The organism is Methanococcoides methylutens, assembly GCF_000765475.1.
Lineage (GTDB): Archaea > Halobacteriota > Methanosarcinia > Methanosarcinales > Methanosarcinaceae > Methanococcoides > Methanococcoides methylutens.
In genome coordinates this window covers 343,348-368,203 of record NZ_JRHO01000009.1, presented here as the reverse complement: position 1 = coordinate 368,203, position 24,856 = coordinate 343,348, and the positions used below count along the sequence as shown (strand labels likewise).

Sequence of the window (24,856 nt, the reverse complement as noted above, 5' to 3'; positions counted from 1 at the left end):
TTTAAGCCTCCATCATCATATCGTAGGCTTTCTGGATAGCCTCTGCGTTCTTCTCACCGACCTTGCCGGGGAAGCGCTCCATAACAGCTTCCTTGATGGATGCAGGGTCGATAAGACCGGATGCACCTGCGAAAGCACCTAAGAGAACAGTGTTCACAATAGGCCTTCCAATAATATCAAGGGCGATCTTTGTAGCGTTGACCGTCATGATCTTAGCATTGGTGTCAAGGTCGAAGTGTTCCGGATCAAAATCACTGTTAATAAGAATGATTCCGTCGTCCTTTGCACCACTTGCGATACTGACTACTTCGAGGAGTGTTGGGTCCTGGACAATAACATAGTCCGGCTCGTATACCTGAGCCCTGAGTCTGATAGGATCATCACTAATCCTTGTAAATGCCTGAACCGGTGCACCACGGCGTTCCACACCAAAAGCCGGGAATGCCTGGCTGAACTTACCATCAGCAAAAGCTGCAACAGCCAGCAGCTCGGCAGCAGTGACAGAACCCTGTCCGCCTCTACCGTGTATTCTTATTTCTTTCATGTGTATTCTCCGTAAGACAATAAGTTATAATTATTCGATAATGAACAGCTACCACATTCGTTTTGGATAAGGTCCAATAGTATTCGGAATGTATCGCCAAAAGGCATGAACCTTTAGGCCGTAGTTGTTTTTCACACACATTGACTGCCAAAAATATATATCGCAGTCTAAATGCAATGTTTAATTGTGTACAATCCTAATTACTATTTAGTCTTTCGGTAAATCGATGAAAAAAATCAACCCGAAAATAGAAGAATATGTTTAAAAAACGACATCATGAGGCAGTCATGATATTTAATGCTCATATGTACAAAATGTTATTCAGAATCATTCCCGCACATATTGCGAATGCATTCCACAAGAGAAACATGGGAAACGGCATTACCCATCTCCATACGCATACGCCTGCTATCTTTTAAGCCCCTTGTGAACCACTGTGAATGTGCCTTCATGTTCACATGTGATATCAGGTCAAACTTTTCCAGCAATTCAATGTATTCAAGCAGATCATCCCTGCGTTGTCCACAGCAAGTTCCAATGACCTCACCGTCCTCAAGGTAACGGGATATTCGATAGAAAACATGAGGATCCCCCATAGCTGCCCTCCCGACCATCAACCCGTCACATCCGGTATATTCCAGAATACGTTTTGCAGACTCGCCATCTTTTACATCACCATTGGCAATAACCGGAATTGAGAGTTCCTCTTTGATACGCTTTGCATAACTATGGTCTGCAAACCCCTGATAGCCCTGTTCCCTTGTACGTCCATGGACAGTGATCGCACAGACACCAGCCTTTTCCAGCCGGGTAGCAATATCAAGAGTTTCATCCACGCTTTCAAGAATACGTATCTTTGCAGTTACCGGCGTGTTCACGTTCTCACAAAGATCACTGAAGATCTCACTCACAATTTCAGGTGAGCGAAGTAGTGCGGAACCACACCCGGCACTTGTGATGGTAGGTGATGGACATCCCAGGTTAATGTCAATTACCACCGGCTCGAACATTTCCTCAATAGCAAGTGCTGCAGAGGTTATCGTTTCCGGACAGTGACCAAATAACTGCACTCCAAAAGGACGCTCTTCCTCACAGGTCATCCCCCGAAGGAAAGACTTCTCATTACCATGTACAACTGCATCTGAACTTATCATTTCAGTAAATGTCAGGGACGCGCCATATCTTTTGCACATCAGCCTGAAGGCCAGATTCGTCACATCCGCCATAGGTGCAAGCAAAAGGTTACCAGTAAGATCCACGCCGCCCAGTCTCATATTAAGCTCAACTCACACAAAGACATACTGATATATAAAATCAAAACCTTGATAATCCCGTTCACCATACCTATAATATACACTAATTAATGTAATGAACATTATAATTCCAATATATTATTACTTTAAACCACAACAGGGTCACAAAATATGAAGATCATAGCTTTTGTAGGAATGCCGGCAGCAGGCAAATCCGTAGCATCAGATGTTGTAAAGGAAGAAAATATCGATGTTGTAAACATGGGAGATGTTATACGCGACGAGGTCAAAGCAAGAGGGCTCGACCCCACAGATGCCAACACCGGCGGCGTGGCAAATGACCTGCGAGACAAGGAAGGCATGGATGCTGTTGCAAAGCGTTGTGTTCCAAAGATAGAGGCTTTAGGAAAAGACCTTGTCGTTGTGGATGGTGTACGCGGAATAGCAGAGGTCACATTTTTCAAGGAGCATTTCGGAGACGATTTTACACTGGTCTTCATCGATGCACCTCTGGAAACACGCTTTGAGAGGGTCACGAACCGTGGCAGAAGCGATGATATGACCGATATCGAAGCATTGAAGATAAGAGATGAACGGGAACTTGGATGGGGACTTGCAGAAGCCATCAAAGTGGCAGACATAACTGTCGATAACACCGACACCATCGATGCATTCAGGAATACTATCAATGAAATACTGGAGAACGCATGATCGAAGTAAAGATAAGAACTGCCGTCAATCCCACAGAAGATAAGGAACTTGTGGAGAAGGCAGTCATGAACATGTTCCCGCTTATAGAGATAGAAACAGTAACTACCGACGAAGGTGATTTCATCGAAGGTACCGGTGATATCGAGAGCCTCAGGAACATCCATGACCTGTTCAGGAGAGAACTTATCATTGATACTGCCCGCACCAGACTGGAAGCAGGCAGTTACAGGAATCCGACAAGAAGCAGATTCCTCATTAACAAGCAGGTAGCAACAATAGGTAAATTGAATTTAGCTACCCAGGATGAAACCCTCGGATCCATACACGTTGATATAACGACAGATACCGCGGAAGAGATGGAAATCCTCATCGAGTGGTTAGCACCACCAACAGAGGAAGGAATCCCACTCTTTGAACCTGAAATGCCAAAGCTATAAAACCCCCGGAAGTGAGACAGCATGGACGTCAGCAGATTAAGTTTCTCATCAAATGCAGTCCTCGAGGAACCCTTCCCATGGGTCTATGAACTTGAGGACATAGGTTTTACAGGCTGGGAGATGGTACAGGAAGGTACCCAGTGTCTTAGCGAAGAAAATCTGCCAAAGATCAGGGAAGTACTTGAGACCACAAATCTTGTGCTTACCATGCACATGCCATTCTCAGACATGAACCTGGCAGGCCTCAATCGAGGCATACACAGAGAAGTGCTCAGGCAAATGAAGAACTACATCTCCCTGGCATCCGGACTTGTGGAAGTTGCAGTCGTGCACCCGGGATACCTTTCACCATACGGAAAGAAGGTACCTGAACGTGCATGGGATACGAACGTCCGTTCAATCCAGGAACTATGTGATACTGCTGAAGAATATGGCATCTCCATTGCTGTGGAAAATATGCCCGATTTCCCGATGATATTTGGAAGAGAACCTGATGAAATATTAAGGATACTGGACGATGTTGACCGTGACAACGTCGCAATGACCCTGGACGTGGGACATGCGAACACAACAGGACACCTCGAGGGATTCCTTGAAAAATGCAGGGACAGAATATTGCATGTACACCTTCATGACAACATGGGCAAGAGGGATGAGCATCTCCCCGCAGGCAGGGGTTCTGTCAACTGGGAAGCTGTGAAAAAAGGATTATCCGATTACAAGGGCAGGCTCGTCACCGAGATGAGCAGCCTGGAAGAAGGAAGAGAAAGTCTGAATTTCCTAAAAGGGCTTTGAGACTGGGCCTTTTTCTTGTTTTTTAAATCTCTATTTTCGATCCCCGCTTAGTTCGGCCTAGATGAGTTCGCTTTAAAAAGCCATCAGAGACTTTCCTGATCCAACCTTCCGTGCCTCCGATCAATATTGTCCATCATGTCAAGCATCTTGCGGATGGCGGTTCTTATAGCATCGGACTGACTGACAAACTTCTTATCATTACCCACATGTGCGTTCAGGTCGTCAAGAAGTTCCTGTGGAATATCAACACTTACTTTTGGCATTGTTCTCACCTAAAGATGGAAATTAGTATGCAACACTATACAGTGGCATAGGTTATCAATATGATATGTAAGACATCATAAGCATTACAGTAGTTAATTATTCAATAATTATTCCGAAAAAAGATATGAATTGAAAGCGGGCCGGAAGGGATTTGAACCCTCGGCCGATGGATTAAGAGTCCATCGCTCTGCCTGACTAAGCTACCGGCCCAATTCTATTGAAGCTGGCTCTCATAGGTATTTTCATGATATATAGGTTTCGGAAGAAAGAGGATATCAAAACCCCCGGACCTGCAACATATTTGGTCACTTATACCTTTTACACAGATAAACAAGTATCAGGAATACAAGAAGCTGAGATCCCATGAGAAACTTTTGTAAACCAGATATCAACAGCGATATGGAACAGTAAATGATCACATTGACAGTAGAAGTATAGATTTAAAGATAGATTGAAAAGTAGAATGAAATATAGAATTAGATCTCATAAAAGCGGGCCGGAAGGGATTTGAACCCTCGGCCGATGGATTAAGAGTCCATCGCTCTGCCTGACTAAGCTACCGGCCCAACGCATATGTGAGTAGTTGCTCCCATACGTATTAGCCCTATATATACGTATCGCAAGAGAGGGAATCTACTCCCTCAAATGCTTTTTTCAGACATGCTTTACAACACACTTTGAAAGCCCTATGACCTCTACAACATCGCTGTTGTCAGGACTTTGAATTATCATTTGTCCTTTCTTGAGATATGGAATACGCTTTTCATACTCTTTTTTGACCTTCATTGCACTAATTGCGGCATCGTTGGAAAGGTTCAGGATCACACGACTGTTGACCTGCTTGAACACTGTTTCATCTATATCCTGAGGGTCCTGCGTGATAAGGAACAGACCCAGGCCTTCCTTACGGCCCTGGCGGGCTGCATCCGCGAACTTGGAGATGATGCGCTTAGAGTGTTCTCCTGCACCCTTTGCAAGATACCTGTGTGCTTCATCCAGCACAAGGATGATCGGCGTTTCCTTGACCAGTGCATCACCGGACGTGTTCAACTTGTTGTCCACAACGATGGTCATGAGAGTAAGTGTGATAAGATCCCGTATCCTGGTGTTCGAGATGTACTCAGTAGGGAACACGCAGATCTGCCCTGCTTTGAAGATATCAGCAAGCATTTCGGTTATAGGTGTTGCAGGCTGGTCGAAGACCCTTCTGAAAGCCTGATTCCTGACCTTCCTTACAATTCCATCATAGGATGCTTCGTGGATCTTGCCGTTATCAACATAAGTGCCCCTCACGCCTGCGTCATCGATGTGCTCCATAAAGCCGTTGTACGTATGTTTTCCAGGTCTTTTGAAGTAGTCCTCAAGCAGAAGTTCAAGGGCTATACCCTGAAGCTCAGTAAGTCCTGCTGCAGCGATCAGCCAGGAGTTGCTCCTGACCATCTCGAAAGGTATTGTAAATTCAGCCTGTTCGGCACGTGACCTGCCATTGTAGTTTTGCCCATCCACATTTGCCACAAAGGTCTTTGTGGAAGGGACACCACCAAACTTCACGCTCTCTGAGTTCATATCATGTTCATCAGAAGAAACAAGATCAGGATTATCCTCCAGAAGCTGGGAATACTCATCCTGAGGATCCATTATCACCAGACACGGGTTCTTGTTCTTTTTTACACCATCCCCGTTGTCACGCACCTGATATCTGTTACCCTCGCTCATGAACTGGCGCAGGATGTTCTTTGTGAGGAAGGTCTTACCGGTACCGGTACTACCACAGACCAGCATATGCCTGAATATTAACGGGTCGCCCATGGAATAATCATTCCTCAAATAGTAAGGCACGGTCGGTGGTGATGCATGTGTCCGCACTAGTTCACCACCTACACTCAGATGACCAAGGAAGATACCTTCGCGAGGGATGTTAAGCCCGGTCTGGATCTTCAGTTTTTCAGTTACCGGTAATATAGGTGTGTTGGGTCTTGGGATACGGTCTGCCATACGACGCACAAGGGAGGATTCGTCCCCGGGTACATGCTCATACAGGATACAGATCGGATCAAGGTAGGCAAGGAACTTGTAATCCAGCTCTGCTGTGGTGTTGCTCCTGAGCATCCTGCGTGAATGTATCTCGGTAGCATCATCCACTTCGAACTGCTGCTGGTACTGGAGCTTCCATATACGTGCAAAGAGGTGTTCGTTCTCATAAGGTACTATCACATATGTGCCCAGGCGTACCTGTGACCTGTGATCCGTAGTTATGTAGCCTGCGATCCTCGATCCGGATTCGGTGACCTCAAGAGGATCAAACCCTGTCGTTATGATACCAAAGGCGTTGTCCGCATCACCGGTATTCAGATCGAACGAAGCCCCAACATCATACTCCTCGAATTCAGGGGCTTTTGCAGTAGCCCTGTTTTCCGAAATTAGCTTCGTAGCATCTTCATCACTAAGATCACTTTCTGAAGCATAGGCCAATAAGTCTGTATCATTGATCATCTATTGATTCACCCCATCTCACATCATTGTAAATAGTATCGATCTTCTGTCCTTTGAACATGCCTTTGATCAGCTTTTTTTCCGAGATCCTTATCTTCGCAAGGGAATCTGCCTTTGAAAGCGTCATAGGGATGCCGTTCACAGCAATATCGTGCAGAACTTTCCTGGTGATCTGGTCCCGCATCTGCTCATCCTTTGTTATCCCATAAGGAGATTCTATCTTGAAAAGAACATCAATGGAAGGAACAAAGATCATGAAAAATGTGATGGCATAGTCCTCTTTGGGAAACTCATGCTTAAGGTCCATATCCAGCACAAGGGAAGTGCTGTCCATCATATTCTCATAGAACTGATTGGGTTGCAGGAACCAGTTGGTATAGGTTATCCATCTGCTACCTTTTCCTTCGTCCTTTCCCGGAGAGAGCACATTCTTGAAGAACTGCGAGTCCCTCAGCCAGGGAAGATCGCCCATAGAATATTTTTTCCGGAGAGTTATCATTGTCTGCATGTCCTCCGGGTTCTTCACAAAGCCGATAAGAGGCCTTCTGTTAGCAATGTGATGGTCCATGATATCCACATAGTTCTGCAGGATACGTTTCGCATTGTCGTCATCCCTTATCTGCACTTCATCGGATTCCACAACCATCCAGTACATCAACTGTTTTGGATAAATAGGACCATCCATTATGAAAAAGCCATCTTCATCGAATTTTTCCATGAGCCATAGTATGTGTTCTGATTCTGACAGGTACAGTGCAATGTTGTGAACCATCCGGTCAACCCTTTTCTTGAGCAGTCCGGGCCTTATCTTTACAATAGATGCGCGACCTTCATTTTCATCAAAGTACTCCCAATCCCCTGTGTCAAGAACCATGCCTGTACCGGGAGAATATGTTGACATGACCATGGTCCATTTTGAATGAAGATCGATATCTGTAGGTGTTGAAGCAATACTACAATGACAAAGGTCCACATACAACCCACTGTTGAACGATATCGGATTGGTACTACCACTATCACAGGAATAGGTCTTCTCAAAGGGGTCTTTTGCAAGAGACATCTGATCGATGTCAACTTTTGCACGGAAAAGTTTACCGAGTGCCTTGAGGACGACCTTACCTTCAAATTCCAGCTCACTGAGAAGTTCAAAAAGCTCAGGTGCCTTTTCCGGATCATCGTCCTCCGATAAACTATCGATACGGGATACCATACTGGAAATGGCTTTAATGTGAACCGGCTCAAGGGTCATGTGAAACAAATGTACAGGAACATAGATATATCTGTTTATTTTTTATATTCAATTGCTCAATTTGTTGGCTTGAAACAACCAGTCTTCACACATCATAAGTTCCGTAAACTTTAACTATAAACATTACATCTAAAGGAAACCTATAACATTGTATTTATCAGGTCACAAATATCCACATTTGTGCCAATTACAAATATAATAGATATCAGAGGCCATCGGGGCCTTAAAATTAATATTAACATAAAATCATAACGAGGATTGATAATGGGTAAAACAGGCAGCATTGAATGGGTAAAGGTCAAAGGAAGAAAGGGAAGGGTCATCAAAGTGCAGAAAGCTTTTGGAGCTAAGGCACACCCAGGACCTGCACAGAGATTCACCTCAGGCGGCGCAAAGAGGCGTTTCCTTAAGAGATCACCAAAAGCTATTGTAAGCTAAGTATCTCTTTTTCAGGACTGAAAGATCAGTCCTTTATTAAGATTGGTCTCTTTGAAAGAGACCGACTATCTTTTTTTGAATTGAATGAACCATCGGCATGTTAACCGGATAGCTGATGCTTTTACAGCAAATAGTTTAGTCGTAAGCAGTTAACAAGCATACTCAGTGATAACTGGAAATTAGGTCAGGAAAAACCAGTTATCAGTAAACTATATATAGAACTACAAACATGTAAAAACGACCTGAGACACAGGTAGTTACATTGATCTATGTTTAATATAGGAGGTTAAAATATATGGCAGGACAGATGTCAGGACAGCCTATCTTCATTTTAAGAGAAGGTAGCCAGAGAACTAGAGGCAGGGATGCCCAGAGCAACAACATCATGGCAGCAAAGGCAGTTGCTGAAGCAGTAAGAACAACCCTTGGTCCAAAAGGTATGGACAAGATGCTTGTAGACTCCCTTGGAGATGTAGTTATCACAAACGATGGTGCAACCATCCTCAAAGAGATGGACATTGAGCACCCAGCTGCAAAGATGATCGTCGAAGTCGCAAAGACACAGGACGATGAAGTTGGAGATGGTACAACATCTGCAGCTGTCGTTGCAGGCGAACTCCTCAAGAAAGCAGAAGAGATGATCGAGCAGGACGTCCACCCAACCATAATCGCAGCAGGTTACAGGATGGCCTCCAAAAAAGCAGGAGAGATCCTCAAGACACTTTCAAAGCATGTCACATGCGACAACAAGGAAATGCTTACCAAGATCTCTGACACCGCAATGACCGGTAAAGGCGCAGAAGCATCAAAGGAAGTACTTTCCAAGATCGCTGTAGACGCGATCACAAGCATCGTCGACCAGGACGGCGGAAACAAGGTCGAGATCGAGAACGTAAAGATCGAGAAGAAGGTCGGCGGACGTATCGACGACTCCGAGCTCATCGAAGGTATGATCCTTGATAAGGAAAGAGTACACGCTAACATGCCAAAGAAGGTAGAAGGCGCAAAGATCGCACTCCTCAACACTGCTATCGAACTTAAGGAAACAGAAGTCGATGCAGAGATCTCCATCACATCCCCTGACCAGCTCCAGTCATTCCTCGACCAGGAAGAAGCAATGCTCAGAAACCTTGTGAACAGCATTACCGAAAGTGGTGCAAATGTCGTATTCTGTCAGAAGGGTATCGATGACATGGCACAGCACTTCCTTGCAAAGGCAGGTCTCTTTGCAGTCAGGCGTGTCAAGAAGAGCGACATGGAAAAACTTGTCCGCTCCACAGGTGCAAAACTTGTCACCAACATCGAAGAGATGAACGCAGACGATCTTGGACAGGCAGAACTTGTCGAAGAGAGAAAGATCGGTGGCGACAACATGGTATTCATTACCGGCTGTGTCAATCCAAAGTCCGTGTCAATCCTCCTCCGTGGCGGTACAGAGCACGTGATCGACAACATCGAGAGAGCACTCGAAGATGCACTCCGCGTAGTCGCTGTTGCAATCGAAGATGAAGAGCTCGTCGCTGGTGGCGGAGCACCTGAAGTAGAGGTTGCACTCAGACTCAACGAGTACGCAGCAACACTCAGCGGTAGGGAACAGCTCGCAGTCAAGGCATTCGCAGAAGCACTCGAGATCGTCCCAAGGACACTTGCAGAGAACGCAGGACTTGACCCAATAGACATGCTTGTTGAACTGCGCTCACACCACGAGAAAGGCATAAAGACCGCTGGTCTTAACGTCTACACCGGCACTGTCATCGACATGTGGGAGAACGGCGTTGTTGAGCCTCTCAGGGTAAAGACCCAGGCGATCAACTCAGCAGCTGAAGCATCAGTCATGATCCTCAGGATCGACGACATCATTGCATCAACCAGAGCACCACCAATGCCAGAAGGCGGTATGGGCGGTATGGGTGGCGGAATGCCTCCAATGATGTAAATTCAAAAAATACTAAACATAAGGGCGCATTTTGCGCCCAACAATTCTTTTTATAAATACAAATTCTCACTTACTATTTCTCATAAAATAATTACCCATATTTTTTGGAGAGCAAAAGCTACACAGCCCTGGCCATCAACAAAATATCAGATAAGTTATTGACCGACCTCTAATTCGATGCCGATCGGACAGTGGTCAGAACCCATAACATCCGGCAGTATGTAAGCTGAAGTTATCCGATTTTTCAGGCTCTCGCTTGCAAAGAAGTAATCTATTCGCCAGCCAACATTACGGTCCCTTGCACGCGTCTTCTGGTCCCACCAGCTGTATTGTCCTGCCTCCTGATTGAACATCCGGAAAGTGTCAACATAGCCCCGGTCCAGGAAAATATCGATCCATGCCCTCTCCTGAGGAAGGAAACCTGATGACTTCTCATTCTGTTTGGGTCGTGCAAGATCGATCTCTTTGTGAGCGGTGTTCACATCACCACATACAATAACATTCCTGCCTTCATCCTTGAATCCGTCTGCACGTTCCATAAATGCATCATAGAAGTCCATCTTGTACTGGAGCCTTTCATCAGAGGCCTTCCCATTAGGGAAATATATGTTAAAAAGAACGAAATCCTCAAATTCTGCGATCAAAGTCCTGCCTTCCACATCAAAGCGCTTCTCACCGAGACCATATTCAACATTTACCGGAGGAAGTTTCGTATAGACCGCAACACCACTGTAACCTTTGCGTTCTGCCGAAAAGAAATGAGGAATGTAGCCATCAATATGTCGCAGATTCGTAGGAAGCTGCCTTTCTTGTGCTTTGATCTCCTGAAGACAGAGTATATCAGGTTGAGATTCAGCCACCCATTCCAGAAAACCTTTCTTCACCATGGACCTTAAACCATTCACATTCCATGACATAATATTGATAGAACCCATTTTAATCATCCTCATTTTCAGGCGATGCCCGAGAAGGTCTTGCCAGCATGACCTCGGTGGATTTGATGATTGCAAACAGCTCATCCCCTTCCTTTACATCGAGTCTGTCAACAGCCTCTGCCGTTACAATGGATGTAAGAATTGCAGGATCCACTTCGATCTTCACCTTAGAGACAATGTCACCTTTCTCAACTTCGACCACCCTTCCGATCAATTTATTGCGGGCAGACAGTTTGAAGGCAATGTTCTCCCATGAGGTGTCATCACCAACCGTTTCATCAATGTATGTACGACTTGCCTCGTATTCATCGATCAGTTGTTTACCATACTCAGTCAGGAAAGTACCCTGGCCCTTTCCACCCCTGACAGTGTAAACGACCTCCTGGTCCCCCCGTTCATTCATTTTCTTCAGGATAAGCCAGGCATGTTTGTAAGACATCCCGAGTTTTTTACATGCTTTACTTAAAGAACGTTCCTCATCAATGGCTTTGAGCAAATTAACCTTGCCAGCACCGATTATATGCTTCCCATCTTCTGTAAGCCATACTTTAGTTCTTGTCTCCAACGTCCTACCCCCTTCATTCAAGGCACTTGAGAATATCTTCCGGCTGGTATCTTGGTTTCACGATACGCGTACGACCACGAGTACCTTTGCCGGAAAAATCAGTGCTAACATAGCGTGCATCATTGAGCTTGTTGACCATATCATAGAAACGAGTGTATCCAAGACCGGTCTGTTCATGGAAAAGCTTGTAGAGCTCACCGGTCTGGCATTCCCTTTGCTTTGCGATAAGCTCGAGAAGTGTTCGCTCATCGGGTGTAAGGGACATAATACTCCTTCCAAGATGCAATAAACGGGAATTTTCATACGCACTTTCCACATCTTCAATAGATATTGTCCTGCTGGCTCGCCTTTCGGCATTCAGGCCCGAACGTTTCAGAAGATCTATGCCCACCCGGAGGTCACCGGTCATATCAACGTATCCCACAATAGCATCCTTTACTTCATCCGATACGACATTAGGGAAGAATGCAAGATCGATCCTTCTGCCAAGGATATCCTGAAGCTCATCATACGCATACCTTGGGAAAGCGACCTCTTCCGGCAGGAACACCGAGTTCACCTTCGGGTCGAACTGGTAAAGCTTTCCGGTATCACTCACGATAGCGATCACACCAACCTTTGCTCCCGGGAACTGTTCGTGGGCCCTGAGCATGGAATACATGACATCGTCAGCATTTCCTTCATGATAAAGATAATTGATATCATCAAGGCAGACAACCAGCGTCTTCTCATTTTCTACAAGGAAGTTCATTACCTTTTCAAAAAGTTTCCTGAATGCAACTCCTGATGCAGGAGGAGATACTTTGAAAAGCGCCTTGTAGACCCTCGCAATAACAGCAAACTTCGTGGAGTCCATCTGGCAGTTCACTTTTACGAAAACCACATTTTCCGAGTGTTTTTTCATCTCCCCGAAAACCTTCATGACCGTCGTTGTCTTTCCGGTACCCGGTGGTCCACTAAGAAGGCTGTTGATAGGACGCATTCCCCGAAGAGCAGGGCGCAAACTGTACATAAGGGATTGCATCTGTGTTTCACGGTGCGAGAAATGATCAGGAAGATGGTCCAGTTCAAGAACACTACCATCCCTGAAAATGGTCTCGTCCCACATCAGCATATCCTTATCCATATACAGCATCTCCTCAATAAATTCTAATACAATAATTGTGAAAATACATAATAGCCTTTTGCTTATGGAACCTCCATTGTTATTTTTTAAAAAAAAGTGGAGCGGGATATGCAATTAAAAAAACGTTTTTAAACACATGGGAATAAATATAAAAGCATTGTGGGAATTGCTTATATATAAGCTAACATATGAGGAGATACGATGTTATGACATGCAGAGGAAGACCAAAAAGCCCCAGAAGGGTCAAATGCAACCCGGAAGGATTCTATTTTAAGCCACGTGGAGTTGCACTTTCGGAGCTTGAGGTAGTCTCCGTTGCAGTGGAAGAGCTGGAAGCATTAAGGCTTGTGGATTACGAAGGACTCCAGCAGCAGGAAGCAGCAACACAGATGGGGATCTCAAGGCGTGCATTCTGGGAAGATCTTAAGAGTGCAAGAAAGAAGATAGCCTTTGCATTGACCACAGGAAAGGCAATAGAGATCAAGGGCGGAAACTATGTCAGCATCACAGACCAGAACGAAGAGAACTGAACTCTGGTAACTCAAAAATAATCACAGGAGATTTAAAATGGCATCCAATATTCAATCACCGGAAAGTCTGCTTAACGCAAAGCCAGAAGAACCAAAGCTCGTAACCAATCTTAGAGGTATAAAGAAGAAGATAATGGTCATGAGCGGAAAAGGCGGCGTGGGAAAAAGCACAGTCTCCGCCAACCTTGCTGCCACACTTGCTGACCGCGGATACAAGGTAGGTCTTCTTGACAGCGACATACACGGACCCACAATCCCGACCATGTTCGGAGTTGAAGGTCAGAAACCAACTGTAGGAGAAAAAGGCATTGTTCCTGTAAAGGTCAGCGATAACCTGAAGGTCATGTCCGTAGGACTTCTCCTCGATAGCGATGATTCCCCGGTGATCTGGAGAGGACCTGCTAAGATGAGTGCCATCAAACAATTCCTCGAAGAGGTTGACTGGGGCGTGCTGGACTATCTTATCATCGACCTGCCTCCCGGAACAGGAGACGAACCGCTGAGCATTGCACAGCTCATTGGAAACCTCGATGGTGCTGTCGTTGTCACAACGCCACAGGACGTTGCACTTACAAGTGTCAGGAAGTCACTCAACTTCGCAAACATGATCGAAGTTCCTGTTATTGGAATGGTCGAGAACATGAGCGGTATAATCTGCCCACACTGCGATGAGATAATACACGTATTCGGATCAGGCGGAGTATCAAAGGCAGCAGAGGACTTCGGGGTGAATGTGCTTGGAACATTACCTATCGAAACAGAAGTTGCAGCCACAAGTGACAGTGGAAAGGTCCATGAAGATATCAAAGGCGATTCCGAATGGTATAAGACCTTCAATAAGATCGTTGACGCTGTCGAAGAGTTCGTAAAATAATCACCTCAAGAGGACATTGGCAAGAGATGGTGAAACAACCGTCCCCGATGTCCCCTCACCCTTTTTTATACATTGAACCCACTGCCCGGGCACTATGTTTGATAGCTGGCCTAACTTTTGTTCAGTCCTTCTAAATAGATATTTAAATCTTGACTTCCAAATATTTAGCTATGAGTGGGAGTGGAGATAAAGATGAGATCGATCGTCTTGATTTTAAAAGTACCAATGAACTAATCGATGATGTCCTGTATGACAAGAACTGGCTGATAAGAGAAAATGCCAACACACGACTTAGTCCTTCTGTCATTGACATGCACATTTCATCTCAGCTCAAGAAAATATACGCACTTGAAAAGCTATACTCTAAGGATGTTGCCAATGCACACATTAAGGGTACCATACACATACACGACCTGAGCGATCCATTCAAGCCTTACTGCAATGGTATTGATGGCAGGATATTCCTCATGGACGGACTGAAATTCCCGGACTCCAGAAGTGCTCCTGCAAAACAATTCAATGCAGCCATGTTCCATGCGATGTCATTCATGCTGCATTCCCAGCAGTTCTTCGCAGGAGCCCAGGCTATTGATATGTTCAACTGGCTACTTGCACCGCATCTTCACTATTCGGATATCGATGAAGAGGAACTTCTCCAGATAGTACAGGGATTCATGTTCCAGATGAACCAGTCCAACCGTATCGGTGCACAGAGTGCATTCACAAACATCGGACTTCGTATCAATTGCCCTTCGTCACTTGCAAATGAACCTGCGGTCTATGATGGTAAGTTCATTGACAGGACATACTCGGAATTTGAAGAAGAGGCACGCGCTATCTACAGCGCATTTATGGAGATCGCAGCAAATGGTGATGCTGACGGACTTCCATTCACATTCCCGCTGATCACTACAGCCATAACAAAAGACCTTGACCTTGAAGACCCCTTATGGAAAAAAACGATGTATGCCACGTCTTCCACAGGCGCTCCATATTTCCTGAACCTGACCACAGATTATCTTGAAGAGAACACTGTACAGGCCATGTGCTGCCGCCTTCTTGCAAGACATTCCGGAGGAGTGTGGACAGCTGGCGGAATGGGAAGTGGTTCCAACAAGATAGTAACTGTGAACCTGCCAGGAGTTGCACTTGATTCAGACAGGACAAAAAGAGCAGATGGGATGGAGAGGATCGTAAATGTAGATAGGTTCTTTGAACGGCTGGATGAAGTTCTGGAAATAACAAGGAAAGCTCTGCTCGAAGGACAGGAGATAGTCAGAAGGTCATTATATGAATGGAAGATACTACCCTGGCTTTTGCAAAGAACTGAAAATGACCTCCCTTATTTCGATCCTGATTCGCGGCATCTGACCTTTGGAGTGGTCGGACTTAATGAATGCCTGCTGAACATCACAGGAGAAGGTCTGATAGAGCAACATGAGATGGGAATGAAGATAATTCGCCACATGCTTGCAAAGATAGAGACATACTCAAGGGAAGACGGAATTGAATACACGTTCGAACAGACCCCTGCAGAGAGCACCGCACACAGGCTTGCTATGCTTGACAGGTCCTCCTTCGATGAAAAAGCACACATGCAGGGAAGCAGTCATGATGCATATTACACAAATTCCACACATGTACCTTACAGCTCAAAGATATCCCTGGCAGAGAAGATAAAGATAGAATCAGAGTTCCACCCATATTTTACCGGAGGAACTATCAGCCATATCTGGATGGGAGAAAGTTTTCCCGACCCAGAAGGAATGAGCGAACTGATAAAGAAGCTCTCCGAAACGAAACTTGCATACTTCTGCTTCTCGCCTGACTTCTCTGTCTGTGAGAACAGGCATGTTTCCCGCGGAATGAACCTTGTATGTCCCATTTGCAATAAACCTGCAATAGATCATGTATCAAGGGTTACAGGTTATTTCGGACACGTGAAACAATGGAACCCGGGAAAACAGAAAGAGTACGAAGAACGGCATCGATACAACCTTCATGGTAAAAACACTAAATAATGATGTCAACGTCATCTATCGCATGGAAGATGCAATAGACAGAGCATTTACATGGATATACAAGCAGAATCCATCCAGTGCAAAGGAACTATCACGCCTTGTAACTGCATGTGAACTCTGGAATGTTGAAAATGACTATTCTTCCCGGCTGATGCAACTCAGGAGCGGAACCAACTGGAACGATTCAGTAAGGGAAACAGCAAGAGCCTGTTCCGCGCTTGCATCATCAGACCCCGGATCACCAGACATTGATCTTGAAGATAGCTCACAATGGCTTACCTCCAGAAAGGAAAGCAACAGCTCGTGGGAAAATGATGTTTACGATACCACTTACGCATTAATGGCCCTGGCAGACATGGGCATCCACGACCCAGATGGCTGCAGGTGGCTTGTGGAGAACTATAACGAGAAATGGGAACACGTGGGAACGACATCACTTATCATTACTGCCCTGATCGAACAGGATCATCTGATTGAAGAAGACCTTTTTGCCGATTTCATCAACGAGCATGCAGAATGGATACTATCAGAGAGGAACGAAGACGGTGGCTGGAAGTTCATCTCCACAAGCAATCTCGTGATCCAGGCATTATCGACCGCGGGGTATAAAGAAGAGCTTGAAGCGTCTAAAAAGTGGCTCCTATCCAGACAGAATGCTAACGGATCATGGGGGAAAAGTGAAGGAGACGTTACAGCAACTGCACTTTCACTTATCACATTAGGATCTTTAAAGAATGATAGAATATATTAACAAAAAGACAGATTAATAAAGCAGCTGATAGGACATATATTGCAGGACAGGACCGATCCGCCTTTAAGATCATGGATGTGGAACATAAAATGGATAAATTTGTCAAATACCACGCAGATACAAATACTTACATTATTCGCAGGAAAGCATTTTTCGAAGATAGTGTCAGGCTCGATGGGAATGTGATCATCGGTTCAGGCGCGAACTTCTGGAAAGACCTCGAGGTAAGTGGTTCACTTGAACTTGGCAAGGCATCCCTTGTCAAAGGAAATATCAAAGCATCTGATGCCCTGATAAGCACACGCTGCGAGATAGGAGGAAATGTTGATGTTGCACACAACCTTACAATGCTTGACAATGTAAAGGTCACTGGTCATGCAATATGTGGCAATGAGATGTCCATACGACCGGGATGTGAGATCACTTTTGCAAAAGCAGATACCGCCCTTGAACTCATCGGAAAAGTAGACATTAAAGAAATAGAATCCGGAACAAAGCTTATTGTTCGTTCCGACATGTAAAATGGAAAGCTCACATTCTTTGCATCAGTCACGTCTTTCTTCTGCCAGCATCCTGAGAAGCTGGTGACGCAATTCATTTGCTTCAGAACTTGTCCTGTCACGAGGTCGTGGTAGATCCACATTTATGACCTTTTTGATCTTGCCCGGCCTTGCAGTCATAACAACGATCTTGTCTGCAAGGAATACAGCCTCATCCACACTGTGAGTAACAAACACAATAGTGATCTGATTTTTGGCCCATACATCGAGAAGTTCGTTCTGCAAGGTATTCCTGGTCTGTGCATCCAGTGCACCAAACGGCTCGTCCATAAGAAGTACCTTGGGCTCATTTGCAAGAGCACGTGCAATTGCAACTCTTTGACGCATTCCACCTGAGAGTTCATATGGATAGCTGTTCCTGAACTGCTCAAGACCAACGAGTTTCAGGTATTTTTCCGCCCTCTCAAGAGACTCACCTTTGCTCATCCCCTGCATCTGCGGACCGAATGTTATGTTCTGGATAACCGTACTCCAGGGGAACAATGAATACTCCTGAAATACCATACCTCTCTTGGAATCAGGAACTGTGATCTTTTCACCGTCAAGGGTTATCTCACCGGAATCCGGGAACTCAAGCCCGGCAATGGTCCTCAGAAGTGTTGTCTTTCCACAACCGGAAGGTCCGATGAAACAAACGAATTCTTTGTCCTTGATCTCAAGGTTCACATTATCAAGTGCAAGTGTATCTTCACTATTTTCCTTTTCAAATGCCAGTGAAACATCGGATACTTTTACTTCACCCATTATACCACGACCCCTTCACGCCATTTAAGCAGACGCCCATCCACATACCACCTGAACATCCTGTCGATCAGAAGACCCAGGAAACCGAGGATCAACATGTAAACAAGTACAAAGTCCATCTGGTGCAGGTAATAGTGCCACCATATCTTGTAACCAAGACCACTGCTGCTCACTCCGAACATTTCCGCAGCTACAAGACACATCCATCCAACTCCCATCGCTATGCGAATACCAGCCGCAATTGAAGGCAACGCTGATGGGAAAGCGACATGGCGGATAAGAGATCCGCTTTTCATGCAACCAAGGACTTTTGCAGCTTCCACATAGACCTTTGGAACGCTTTTGAAACCATCAAAAGTATTGATGATAATCGGGAAAACAGCGCCTACAAATACTACAAATCCTGCGGAAATGTGTGTAAGCCCGAACCATATGATAGCAAAAGGTATCCATGCAAGAGGTGGAATAGGCCTTATAATTTCAATGATGGGGTCTAAAGCACGATTTACAGTCTTGAACCAGCCCATTGAGATACCTATGGGTATCCCTATGACCAAAGCTGAAACAATACCAATTCCGAAATGCAACAGACTTATAGCAAGGTCAGTGAACAATGCTCCGCTTTCTATAGTCTTAAAAAAAGCAAATAGAACATCAGTAAAGCTCGGAAGCTTGAATGGATTAGCAACAATATAGTCAGCCACCAGTTGCCACACAATGATAGTAATAGCAAGAGAAAGTAGTTCTATACCCCTGCCTGAAATTCTTTTTGTGCTGTCTTTACTCATGTTGCCTCCGGATGACTGAGGGAATTAACCCTCAGATCCGGCAATATATATTTTGTTCATTAATGTATGTTTCTATTTAGTCTTCAGACACAGCTTCATAGAAGCTCACATCAAACATGTCTTCTGCTGTAAGCTCTGCATTAATGAATCCAAGTTCATACTGTATGTTTGCATATTCAACTGTTGAATCAACAAGCGGACGTGGATCTGCAGACCATACGCCATCCCACTCCTCAAGGGATTCAAGGACTATCTCCTGATCAGCGGTAAGCTTGGTACCATATGTTTCTGCAGCTTCTTCAAGATTTGCAGAATCATATTCTACAGCCTTAATGTGTGTCATGACTATCTGTTCGACCATTTCAGGGTTGTTCCTGATAAGGTCACCACTTACAACCAGTACACAGCATGGGTGATCCGGCATGATCTCACCTGATGCAACGACAGAGCGACCATTTCCTTCTGCTTCAATGAAAGTTGGAGAAGGATGTGGAAGGAATACACCATCTACCTGGCCTGCTGCAATAGCTGCTTTAGCAGGTCCCGGTCCCATAGCCTTTATTTCAAGATCATTAACAGGATCAAGGCCATTCTCAATAAGCCAGTTCCTCAAGAGTGTATCCTGAATGGTTCCTGGCGGAAATGTCGCAATGGTCAATCCTTTGAGATCTTCAGGACTTTCATAAGGAAACTCAGGTCTAAGTACAAGATCGGAACCCTGTGTGTTGACTGCTGCAACGATCTTGGCATCCAGACCGGTAGCAAGTGCAGAGATAACAGGAGCTGCGCCCACGTAAGCAACATCAAGCTCACCTGCGAGCATTGCCTGCATCTCAGGAGCACCGGTTGGGAACTCGAACTCGTTCACTTCCTCAACACCAAATGGTGCAAGGTCTTCAGCCCACCAGCCTTTCTCCATAGCGGTCATGTGGGAGATCTGGTGTGTACTTGGCTGATAGCCAATATTGATCTCTGTGATCGCGGCATCTTCTTCAGGTGCAGAAGTACACCCGGAGAGGAATACAGCTGCAACCAGCATAATAGAAATGAATGCAATTGTTGTGATTTTCAAATAAAAACCTCCTGACGAATTATGATATTAATCTTAGTAACATTGTATTTCGTCTAAATGTTCTATTTATATCTTACCACATATGCCCTCATTATGTCCTAAAAGTATTAATACGAAGTGAAATATATCCTTTATGGAAATTGGATTGTAGCGGAGGAGTGAATATTAGCGTTGCGAATAAAGTGATTGATGCTGCTTTTGAATCGGATGAGGCTTTTCAGAACACGCTTTTGAAAGTCATAAAAGAAGACCTTGAACTCACAGCAATAGAGTTCTCAGAATATGCAAATATTCCCCCAAGCACGCTTTATAAGCTGATGTCAGGAAACAGGGAACCGAACATGAGGACACTTCGCCAGATAGTGAAGACTATCCGAACGATAGAAGGTTCCGAAAAAGGAGATTTCATTGCAGTCATAGCTGCACGTCCTGTTCTGGACACCATAAATGAAACAAAGAGAAAGATCTCCGGCAACCTTTGTACGATCAGAGAATACTCCGCCACATCAATGGAAGAAGCCATCATTGCTGCCGTGCGTGCCGAAAGGGAAGGTGCTAAAGCACTTGTGTGTGCACCTATCGTCAGCACAACTGTTGAAAAGATAATTCGCATACCTGTTGCAACCATCATGCCAAAGAACAGTCTTATAGAGGCTATCGAAACAGTAGCACGTAAGATCGAATGAGTGATCTTACACTATTTCTTATTTTATTTAAAGATCATTGGTTTTGACCATTCGACCAGCCATAGGTCTCCAAATATAGAATAAATCAGCATAGACATAATAAAAATAAAGTAAAAAAGAAAAGAGATGCTGACAGCCATATCCTGCCAGCAGCTTATCGGACCAGTTGGTCCAAATTAAATTATTCCTTACCTCTTGAAAGCAGGTTGGATATCTTCTCAGAAAGTGCAGCCATTGCCTCACTTGCCTTTGGACCTGCAGTCTCAACTGTCCAGCCACCTGCTGTGAAGAGATATGCTGCACCACCAAGGACTGCTACCGCCAAACCACCAAGCAGGTAAACTATTGTACCCACACCTTCAACTACTTCGAGGGTTGCAGTCATTCCTCCAACCTTCACAAGATAGCTGCCAGGTTCTCCGGCAGTGTAATCGAAAGTCACTTCTGTGGATTCATTGATACCAAGAGTGATCTCCTGGAAATCTGTCACATTATCGTTGACATTCAATTCAAGTGAGTAACTGCCTTCAGCATTACCATTGTTCACAGCATTCAATGTGATCTCCACGTCCTTGCCGGACTTGACCTCAATTGGATCAAGTACAAGATCACTGAATTCGAACTTTGCCTGCATTTCCTTAACCTCGATGTTCAGTTCGGCATCCAGGAAACCGGACTTTTCAGCAACGATTTTGTGCATACCAGGCTCAGTAATAACATCTGTTACAATACCATCACTACCAGTCTGCCCGATGGTCTTACCATCAAGGGAAATTCTGACATCCTCCATTGGATCTCCACCAATAGCTTTCACGATGGTGAATGTTACAAGGTTACCTCCATAGATGACCTCAGGAGTGACTTCAATGCTCATCTTCCTGCTCAGGTCGTCAGGTGATATTACCTCGACTTCAGCAGTTCCGGTAGCATAGCCATCTTTCTCAGCAGTTATATCGTAGGTGCCATCAGAAACGAACTCATATTCCACTATACCTTCATCATCGGTGGTACCAAGGATAAGGCTTCCTGCTTTGACGGTTGCATCACTGACAAGAGAACCACGTGATGTTACAGTTATGACTAACTCATCGCCTTCTACAGCAACTTCAGGATCAACCTCAACATCAAGAGCCTCATCCGGTTCAACGGTTACCTCGACGAATGGGTAGTAGCGAAGAGTATTGGAGTCTGCAACCTTGAACTGGATATCACCCATGATCTCGACCTCATCACCATCAGAAAGCGTGATTTCATCTTCGTTTTCCATTTCAATGATATCATCCTCAATGTTAGAAACTTCCATTTCACCAAAGTCATCACCCTCTTCGATCTCAAGATAATCTTCGGAGATCTGGAAGATACCTTCGACAAAGACAGCTGTTGACTCACGGCCACTGAAGATCTCATCGAAATTGATGACAATTATAGGCACATCTTCGGCATCACCCATATCTTTGTCATAAATGTAAGGAGTTCCGGAAGACAGAATGTCCTCATCTACCTCATCGCCATCCTGTGACAGCTTGACATAGACTCTGTCACCATTTATATCGACTTCAATAATTTCCAGTGCATATCCCTCTTCCAGAATTAAAGAGGAACCACCATAAACAGACTTCTTGTCATCGTCATCGATCAGGACCTTGGAAAGCATACCTTCTTCCATCAGGCTAACTTCATCGAAACCAGATTCAAAGGCATCATCAGGATAACCGGCAAAATATTTCTCTGCCATGAAACCAATGACCTCATATTCACCCCATGAACCATATTCAAATGAAACATTGTCCGGTCTTGTTGTATAGGTCAGGTTGCCTTCCTCAATATCGTTTCCGTTAAGACCAAGCACTTCAAGTGATTCGGTACCTATACCTTCATCGATATTGTAGTAGAAGCCTTCAAAGTTCAGAGGGGTCCATTTGAAAACATCATCCACTACAACAGTACCTCTGAGTTCATAGGTTCCGGGTTCAGACATGTCCACAAATGGTGCAAATCTCAAAGTGCCACTATCAGCGACAATGAACTTCAATTTGCCCATGATATCAACAATGTCACCTTTGTCAAGAGAAATGTCCCTATCATTCTCCATTGTGATAGAATTAGGTCCAATGTCATCTATTGTCATGTCTCCAAAGTCATCGCCTTCATCGATCTCCAGATAATCATCGGAGATTTGGAAAATACCTTTAATAATTATAGCTGTAGATTCCCTCCCACTGAAGATCTCATCGAAGTAAACAGCAATTATAGGTACATTATCAACATCATCAAGATCTTTATCATATACGTATGTGGAACCTGAAGAAAGAATATCTTCATCGATCTCATCGCCATCCTTTGATAACTTGACATAGACACGATCACCGTTTATGTCGACCTCAACAATATTCAGAACATACCCTTCTTCAAGGACAAGGCCTGCACCCGAATAAACAGTATCCTTGTCATCAGTATCTATCAGGACCTTTGAAAGCATACCTTCTTCCATCAGGTTAACTTCATCAAACCCAGGTCCAAAGGCATTGTCAGGATAACCGGCAAAGTACTTCTCTGCCATGAAACCAATGACATTATACTGACCCCATATGCCATTATTCTCAAAGTCCGTATCGAAAGCACTTGTTTCATATGTGAGATCACCATCGTCAATTTTCCTGCCAATGTTCTCCATAGTCATTGATTCGGAGCCTTTACCCGTATCAAGATCATAATAGAAGCCGGAATAGCTCAGATAATTCCAAGTGTATTTGTCTTTAGATTGGATACCTTCTTCCCAGATACGATCACCTGAATAGAAATTTGCCACTTGTACAGTTACTGTTGAAGAATCGGTGTCAATTTGATTACTACCATCAGATGCCTCGAAATAATACTCATGGTCACCGAGATCCAACGATGAGGTGTTGTAAGAATACAGTATACCATCTTCAGGGTCATTATCATCCATTTTGGTCATATCATGGTCGGTGCCCTCAATATAGACCTTTACATAATCTGCTGGATCGTTATCAGAATCAACATATGTCACATTGAAAAAGAACGTAGAACCTTCGGATTCATCTGGAACTCCGCTAACACTTTCATCCTCAAGTGTGGGTTCGTGATCTGTTGATAATGTTGAAAATGAGAAAGAACCATAGGTTATCTCAGAAGAATTTGGATTTCTGGTAGCGAAGCTGTAATCATAGTTATCTTCCGGGAAAGTATCGTTGTAGTAATATACAACTCCTCCTACATAATCTGTTGAAGAATCAAGAGGATCCATGTCATGAGGTGTTCCCTCAATTACAACTCTCACATAAGTAGGAGCTTCATCCTCAGCATCTGAATAAGTGATCCTGAAAGAAAACTCTGTTGAAGGAGTTCCTGAGTCTGATGGCAAAAGATCTTCATCACTCAATACAGGATTAGCATTGGAAGTAGGATCAACGGTCCAGTCCCATGAAAATGGAACAGATTCACTTCCATTGGTTGCTATTGCAGTTACGTTGTAAGTACCTGCAGGAGCAGTATTGTTAGTGTAAGAAGCAAAAGTCACGTCAGAATCTGTTTCTGATCCAAGAACAACTCCATCAATAAGCCATTCTACAGTAGCAATTCTATTGGTAGTTATGTTGAATATCTGAGAATCCCCCTGCTGAGTTGATACTGAAGAAGAAAGAGGATTATGATCAGTAATATCCAAAGGTTCTGAAATTATCAATGTATCAGGATAAGCACCAGTAACTACATCAGTTCCGTTAGCTGCGTCATAGCTAAATGGATATGAACCTGCAGCAAGTGGCCCAATGGTAACAGCATACTCTTTCCCATCGCCACTCGTAGTATGATCGTCTGAATCAACAGCACTCATAAAATGCTCAGTACCGTCCAAAATTAATTTCACATAATCTGCGGAATCATTCTCAGTATCTGTGAAAGTAATTCTATATTCTAAAGTATCAGAAGTCGATCCTGTAGTGGGACTCACTGGATTGTCCAGTGATGTGGCAGCCATCGCCACCCCACAACTCATCCCAACGATGAGCAAACTCATTAATAATAATTTTAAACCTTTATTCATAGTTTAGTTCTCCAAATA

At 44.4% G+C, this 24,856-nt stretch carries 23 protein-coding genes and 2 tRNA genes; 11 read left to right on the top strand and 14 right to left on the bottom strand.

The window, feature by feature from the left end; all coding sequences use genetic code 11:
* Position 1: 1 nt before the first annotated feature.
* A complete protein-coding gene (locus LI82_RS04230) occupies positions 2 to 544 on the bottom strand; it encodes a pyruvate ferredoxin oxidoreductase subunit gamma (protein ID WP_048193678.1) in 543 nt (180 codons plus the stop codon).
* A 317-nt stretch (positions 545 to 861) separates the two neighbouring features.
* Entirely contained in the window at positions 862 to 1,818 is a 957-nt protein-coding gene (locus LI82_RS04225) for a tRNA dihydrouridine synthase (protein WP_048193677.1), read from the bottom strand.
* A gap of 150 nt (positions 1,819 to 1,968) precedes the next feature.
* Here LI82_RS04225 and LI82_RS04220 point away from each other — a divergent pair, with 150 nt between their 5' ends.
* The 3 genes from LI82_RS04220 to LI82_RS04210 are packed head-to-tail and all read left to right on the top strand — an operon-like array spanning position 1,969 to position 3,740.
* Positions 1,969 to 2,508 (top strand): dephospho-CoA kinase, encoded by a 540-nt coding sequence (locus tag LI82_RS04220; RefSeq protein WP_048193676.1) that lies wholly within the window; start codon positions 1,969 to 1,971, stop codon positions 2,506 to 2,508.
* Positions 2,505 to 2,945 (top strand): RNA-binding domain-containing protein, encoded by a 441-nt coding sequence (locus LI82_RS04215; RefSeq protein WP_048193675.1) that lies wholly within the window; start codon positions 2,505 to 2,507, stop codon positions 2,943 to 2,945. Before LI82_RS04220 ends, LI82_RS04215 begins: the two co-directional genes overlap by 4 nt.
* 21 nt (positions 2,946 to 2,966) lie before the next feature.
* Complete coding sequence (locus LI82_RS04210) at positions 2,967 to 3,740, top strand: sugar phosphate isomerase/epimerase family protein (RefSeq protein WP_048193674.1); 774 nt, start codon at positions 2,967 to 2,969, stop codon at positions 3,738 to 3,740.
* A gap of 83 nt (positions 3,741 to 3,823) precedes the next feature.
* Here LI82_RS04210 and LI82_RS04205 read toward each other — a convergent pair whose 3' ends face one another.
* The 5 genes from LI82_RS04205 to LI82_RS04185 all read right to left on the bottom strand — a co-directional run bounded on the left by LI82_RS04205 (position 3,824) and on the right by LI82_RS04185 (position 7,746).
* Positions 3,824 to 4,003 (bottom strand): ribbon-helix-helix domain-containing protein, encoded by a 180-nt coding sequence (locus LI82_RS04205; RefSeq protein ID WP_048193673.1) that lies wholly within the window; start codon positions 4,001 to 4,003, stop codon positions 3,824 to 3,826.
* 137 nt (positions 4,004 to 4,140) lie between these two features.
* Positions 4,141 to 4,214: transfer RNA gene (locus LI82_RS04200), tRNA-Lys, on the bottom strand.
* A gap of 282 nt (positions 4,215 to 4,496) precedes the next feature.
* Positions 4,497 to 4,570: transfer RNA gene (locus LI82_RS04195), tRNA-Lys, on the bottom strand.
* A gap of 88 nt (positions 4,571 to 4,658) precedes the next feature.
* Complete coding sequence (locus tag LI82_RS04190) at positions 4,659 to 6,497, bottom strand: ATP-binding protein (protein WP_048193672.1); 1,839 nt, start codon at positions 6,495 to 6,497, stop codon at positions 4,659 to 4,661.
* Positions 6,487 to 7,746: a DNA double-strand break repair nuclease NurA gene (locus LI82_RS04185; protein ID WP_048193671.1), complete on the bottom strand. Its 1,260-nt coding sequence runs from the start codon at positions 7,744 to 7,746 to the stop codon at positions 6,487 to 6,489. Before LI82_RS04185 ends, LI82_RS04190 begins: the two co-directional genes overlap by 11 nt.
* 264 nt (positions 7,747 to 8,010) lie before the next feature.
* Between LI82_RS04185 and LI82_RS13020 the strand changes: the two genes are divergently transcribed.
* The gene (locus LI82_RS13020) at positions 8,011 to 8,184 is read left to right on the top strand and encodes a DUF5350 domain-containing protein (protein ID WP_160174937.1); all 174 of its coding nucleotides are present in this window, start codon (positions 8,011 to 8,013) and stop codon (positions 8,182 to 8,184) included.
* A 295-nt stretch (positions 8,185 to 8,479) separates the two neighbouring features.
* Positions 8,480 to 10,120, top strand: coding sequence for a thermosome subunit alpha (gene thsA, locus LI82_RS04180; RefSeq protein ID WP_201770296.1), 1,641 nt, complete (start codon positions 8,480 to 8,482; stop codon positions 10,118 to 10,120).
* Positions 10,121 to 10,275: 155 nt separating this feature from the next.
* Here thsA and LI82_RS04175 read toward each other — a convergent pair whose 3' ends face one another.
* From LI82_RS04175 to LI82_RS04165, 3 genes are read right to left on the bottom strand one after another with little or no spacing between them, the layout of a single operon-like run.
* Positions 10,276 to 11,055 (bottom strand): exodeoxyribonuclease III, encoded by a 780-nt coding sequence (locus LI82_RS04175; protein WP_048193670.1) that lies wholly within the window; start codon positions 11,053 to 11,055, stop codon positions 10,276 to 10,278.
* Position 11,056: 1 nt separating this feature from the next.
* Positions 11,057 to 11,620 carry a molybdenum-dependent transcriptional regulator gene (locus LI82_RS04170; RefSeq protein WP_048193669.1) on the bottom strand — a complete coding sequence of 188 codons (564 nt, stop codon included), beginning with the start codon at positions 11,618 to 11,620 and terminating at the stop codon, positions 11,057 to 11,059.
* Between the two features lie 13 nt (positions 11,621 to 11,633).
* Complete coding sequence (locus LI82_RS04165) at positions 11,634 to 12,746, bottom strand: ORC1-type DNA replication protein (RefSeq protein ID WP_048193668.1); 1,113 nt, start codon at positions 12,744 to 12,746, stop codon at positions 11,634 to 11,636.
* A gap of 206 nt (positions 12,747 to 12,952) precedes the next feature.
* On the opposite strand from LI82_RS04165, the gene LI82_RS04160 reads away from it, so the two are divergent.
* The 5 genes from LI82_RS04160 to LI82_RS04140 all read left to right on the top strand — a co-directional run bounded on the left by LI82_RS04160 (position 12,953) and on the right by LI82_RS04140 (position 17,443).
* The gene (locus LI82_RS04160; RefSeq protein ID WP_048193667.1) at positions 12,953 to 13,276 is read left to right on the top strand and encodes a DUF134 domain-containing protein; all 324 of its coding nucleotides are present in this window, start codon (positions 12,953 to 12,955) and stop codon (positions 13,274 to 13,276) included.
* 37 nt (positions 13,277 to 13,313) lie between these two features.
* The gene (locus LI82_RS04155) at positions 13,314 to 14,150 is read left to right on the top strand and encodes an Mrp/NBP35 family ATP-binding protein (protein ID WP_048193666.1); all 837 of its coding nucleotides are present in this window, start codon (positions 13,314 to 13,316) and stop codon (positions 14,148 to 14,150) included.
* 170 nt (positions 14,151 to 14,320) lie between these two features.
* Entirely contained in the window at positions 14,321 to 16,171 is a 1,851-nt protein-coding gene (gene nrdD / locus LI82_RS04150; protein ID WP_048193665.1) for an anaerobic ribonucleoside-triphosphate reductase, read from the top strand.
* On the top strand, positions 16,152 to 16,922 hold the full coding sequence (locus LI82_RS04145) for a prenyltransferase/squalene oxidase repeat-containing protein (RefSeq protein WP_048193664.1): 771 nt from the start codon (positions 16,152 to 16,154) through the stop codon (positions 16,920 to 16,922). The genes nrdD and LI82_RS04145 overlap by 20 nt, the downstream gene beginning before the upstream one ends.
* 89 nt (positions 16,923 to 17,011) lie before the next feature.
* Complete coding sequence (locus LI82_RS04140) at positions 17,012 to 17,443, top strand: polymer-forming cytoskeletal protein (protein ID WP_048193663.1); 432 nt, start codon at positions 17,012 to 17,014, stop codon at positions 17,441 to 17,443.
* 24 nt (positions 17,444 to 17,467) lie between these two features.
* Here the strand turns inward: LI82_RS04140 and LI82_RS04135 are convergent, their stop codons facing one another.
* The 3 genes from LI82_RS04135 to LI82_RS04125 form a co-directional block, all read right to left on the bottom strand.
* Positions 17,468 to 18,226 carry an ABC transporter ATP-binding protein gene (locus LI82_RS04135; protein ID WP_048193662.1) on the bottom strand — a complete coding sequence of 253 codons (759 nt, stop codon included), beginning with the start codon at positions 18,224 to 18,226 and terminating at the stop codon, positions 17,468 to 17,470.
* On the bottom strand, positions 18,226 to 19,014 hold the full coding sequence (locus LI82_RS04130) for an ABC transporter permease (protein WP_048193661.1): 789 nt from the start codon (positions 19,012 to 19,014) through the stop codon (positions 18,226 to 18,228). Before LI82_RS04130 ends, LI82_RS04135 begins: the two co-directional genes overlap by 1 nt.
* A gap of 76 nt (positions 19,015 to 19,090) precedes the next feature.
* Positions 19,091 to 20,086: an ABC transporter substrate-binding protein gene (locus LI82_RS04125; RefSeq protein WP_236622657.1), complete on the bottom strand. Its 996-nt coding sequence runs from the start codon at positions 20,084 to 20,086 to the stop codon at positions 19,091 to 19,093.
* A 164-nt stretch (positions 20,087 to 20,250) separates the two neighbouring features.
* Between LI82_RS04125 and LI82_RS04120 the strand changes: the two genes are divergently transcribed.
* Positions 20,251 to 20,772 (top strand): helix-turn-helix domain-containing protein, encoded by a 522-nt coding sequence (locus LI82_RS04120; RefSeq protein WP_048193857.1) that lies wholly within the window; start codon positions 20,251 to 20,253, stop codon positions 20,770 to 20,772.
* A 181-nt stretch (positions 20,773 to 20,953) separates the two neighbouring features.
* Here LI82_RS04120 and LI82_RS04115 read toward each other — a convergent pair whose 3' ends face one another.
* The gene (locus tag LI82_RS04115; RefSeq protein ID WP_048193660.1) at positions 20,954 to 24,838 is read right to left on the bottom strand and encodes an S-layer protein domain-containing protein; all 3,885 of its coding nucleotides are present in this window, start codon (positions 24,836 to 24,838) and stop codon (positions 20,954 to 20,956) included.
* Positions 24,839 to 24,856 lie beyond the last annotated feature (18 nt).

What these genes read in the sequence shown, in the direction of transcription:
- LI82_RS13020 (WP_160174937.1), top strand. Translation starts at nt 8,011, where the DNA reads ATGGGTAAAACAGGCAGCATTGAATGGGTAAAGGTCAAAGGAAGAAAG.
- LI82_RS04130 (WP_048193661.1), bottom strand. Translation starts at nt 19,014, where the DNA reads ATGAGTAAAGACAGCACAAAAAGAATTTCAGGCAGGGGTATAGAACTA.
- LI82_RS04230 (WP_048193678.1), bottom strand. Translation starts at nt 544, where the DNA reads ATGAAAGAAATAAGAATACACGGTAGAGGCGGACAGGGTTCTGTCACT.
- LI82_RS04225 (WP_048193677.1), bottom strand. Translation starts at nt 1,818, where the DNA reads ATGAGACTGGGCGGCGTGGATCTTACTGGTAACCTTTTGCTTGCACCT.
- LI82_RS04205 (WP_048193673.1), bottom strand. Translation starts at nt 4,003, where the DNA reads ATGCCAAAAGTAAGTGTTGATATTCCACAGGAACTTCTTGACGACCTG.
- LI82_RS04135 (WP_048193662.1), bottom strand. Translation starts at nt 18,226, where the DNA reads ATGGGTGAAGTAAAAGTATCCGATGTTTCACTGGCATTTGAAAAGGAA.
- LI82_RS04140 (WP_048193663.1), top strand. Translation starts at nt 17,012, where the DNA reads ATGGATAAATTTGTCAAATACCACGCAGATACAAATACTTACATTATT.
- LI82_RS04155 (WP_048193666.1), top strand. Translation starts at nt 13,314, where the DNA reads ATGGCATCCAATATTCAATCACCGGAAAGTCTGCTTAACGCAAAGCCA.
- LI82_RS04215 (WP_048193675.1), top strand. Translation starts at nt 2,505, where the DNA reads ATGATCGAAGTAAAGATAAGAACTGCCGTCAATCCCACAGAAGATAAG.
- LI82_RS04145 (WP_048193664.1), top strand. Translation starts at nt 16,152, where the DNA reads ATGGTAAAAACACTAAATAATGATGTCAACGTCATCTATCGCATGGAA.
- LI82_RS04185 (WP_048193671.1), bottom strand. Translation starts at nt 7,746, where the DNA reads ATGACCCTTGAGCCGGTTCACATTAAAGCCATTTCCAGTATGGTATCC.
- LI82_RS04160 (WP_048193667.1), top strand. Translation starts at nt 12,953, where the DNA reads ATGACATGCAGAGGAAGACCAAAAAGCCCCAGAAGGGTCAAATGCAAC.
- thsA (WP_201770296.1), top strand. Translation starts at nt 8,480, where the DNA reads ATGGCAGGACAGATGTCAGGACAGCCTATCTTCATTTTAAGAGAAGGT.
- LI82_RS04175 (WP_048193670.1), bottom strand. Translation starts at nt 11,055, where the DNA reads ATGGGTTCTATCAATATTATGTCATGGAATGTGAATGGTTTAAGGTCC.
- LI82_RS04190 (WP_048193672.1), bottom strand. Translation starts at nt 6,497, where the DNA reads ATGATCAATGATACAGACTTATTGGCCTATGCTTCAGAAAGTGATCTT.
- LI82_RS04165 (WP_048193668.1), bottom strand. Translation starts at nt 12,746, where the DNA reads ATGGATAAGGATATGCTGATGTGGGACGAGACCATTTTCAGGGATGGT.
- LI82_RS04220 (WP_048193676.1), top strand. Translation starts at nt 1,969, where the DNA reads ATGAAGATCATAGCTTTTGTAGGAATGCCGGCAGCAGGCAAATCCGTA.
- nrdD (WP_048193665.1), top strand. Translation starts at nt 14,321, where the DNA reads ATGAGTGGGAGTGGAGATAAAGATGAGATCGATCGTCTTGATTTTAAA.
- LI82_RS04115 (WP_048193660.1), bottom strand. Translation starts at nt 24,838, where the DNA reads ATGAATAAAGGTTTAAAATTATTATTAATGAGTTTGCTCATCGTTGGG.
- LI82_RS04210 (WP_048193674.1), top strand. Translation starts at nt 2,967, where the DNA reads ATGGACGTCAGCAGATTAAGTTTCTCATCAAATGCAGTCCTCGAGGAA.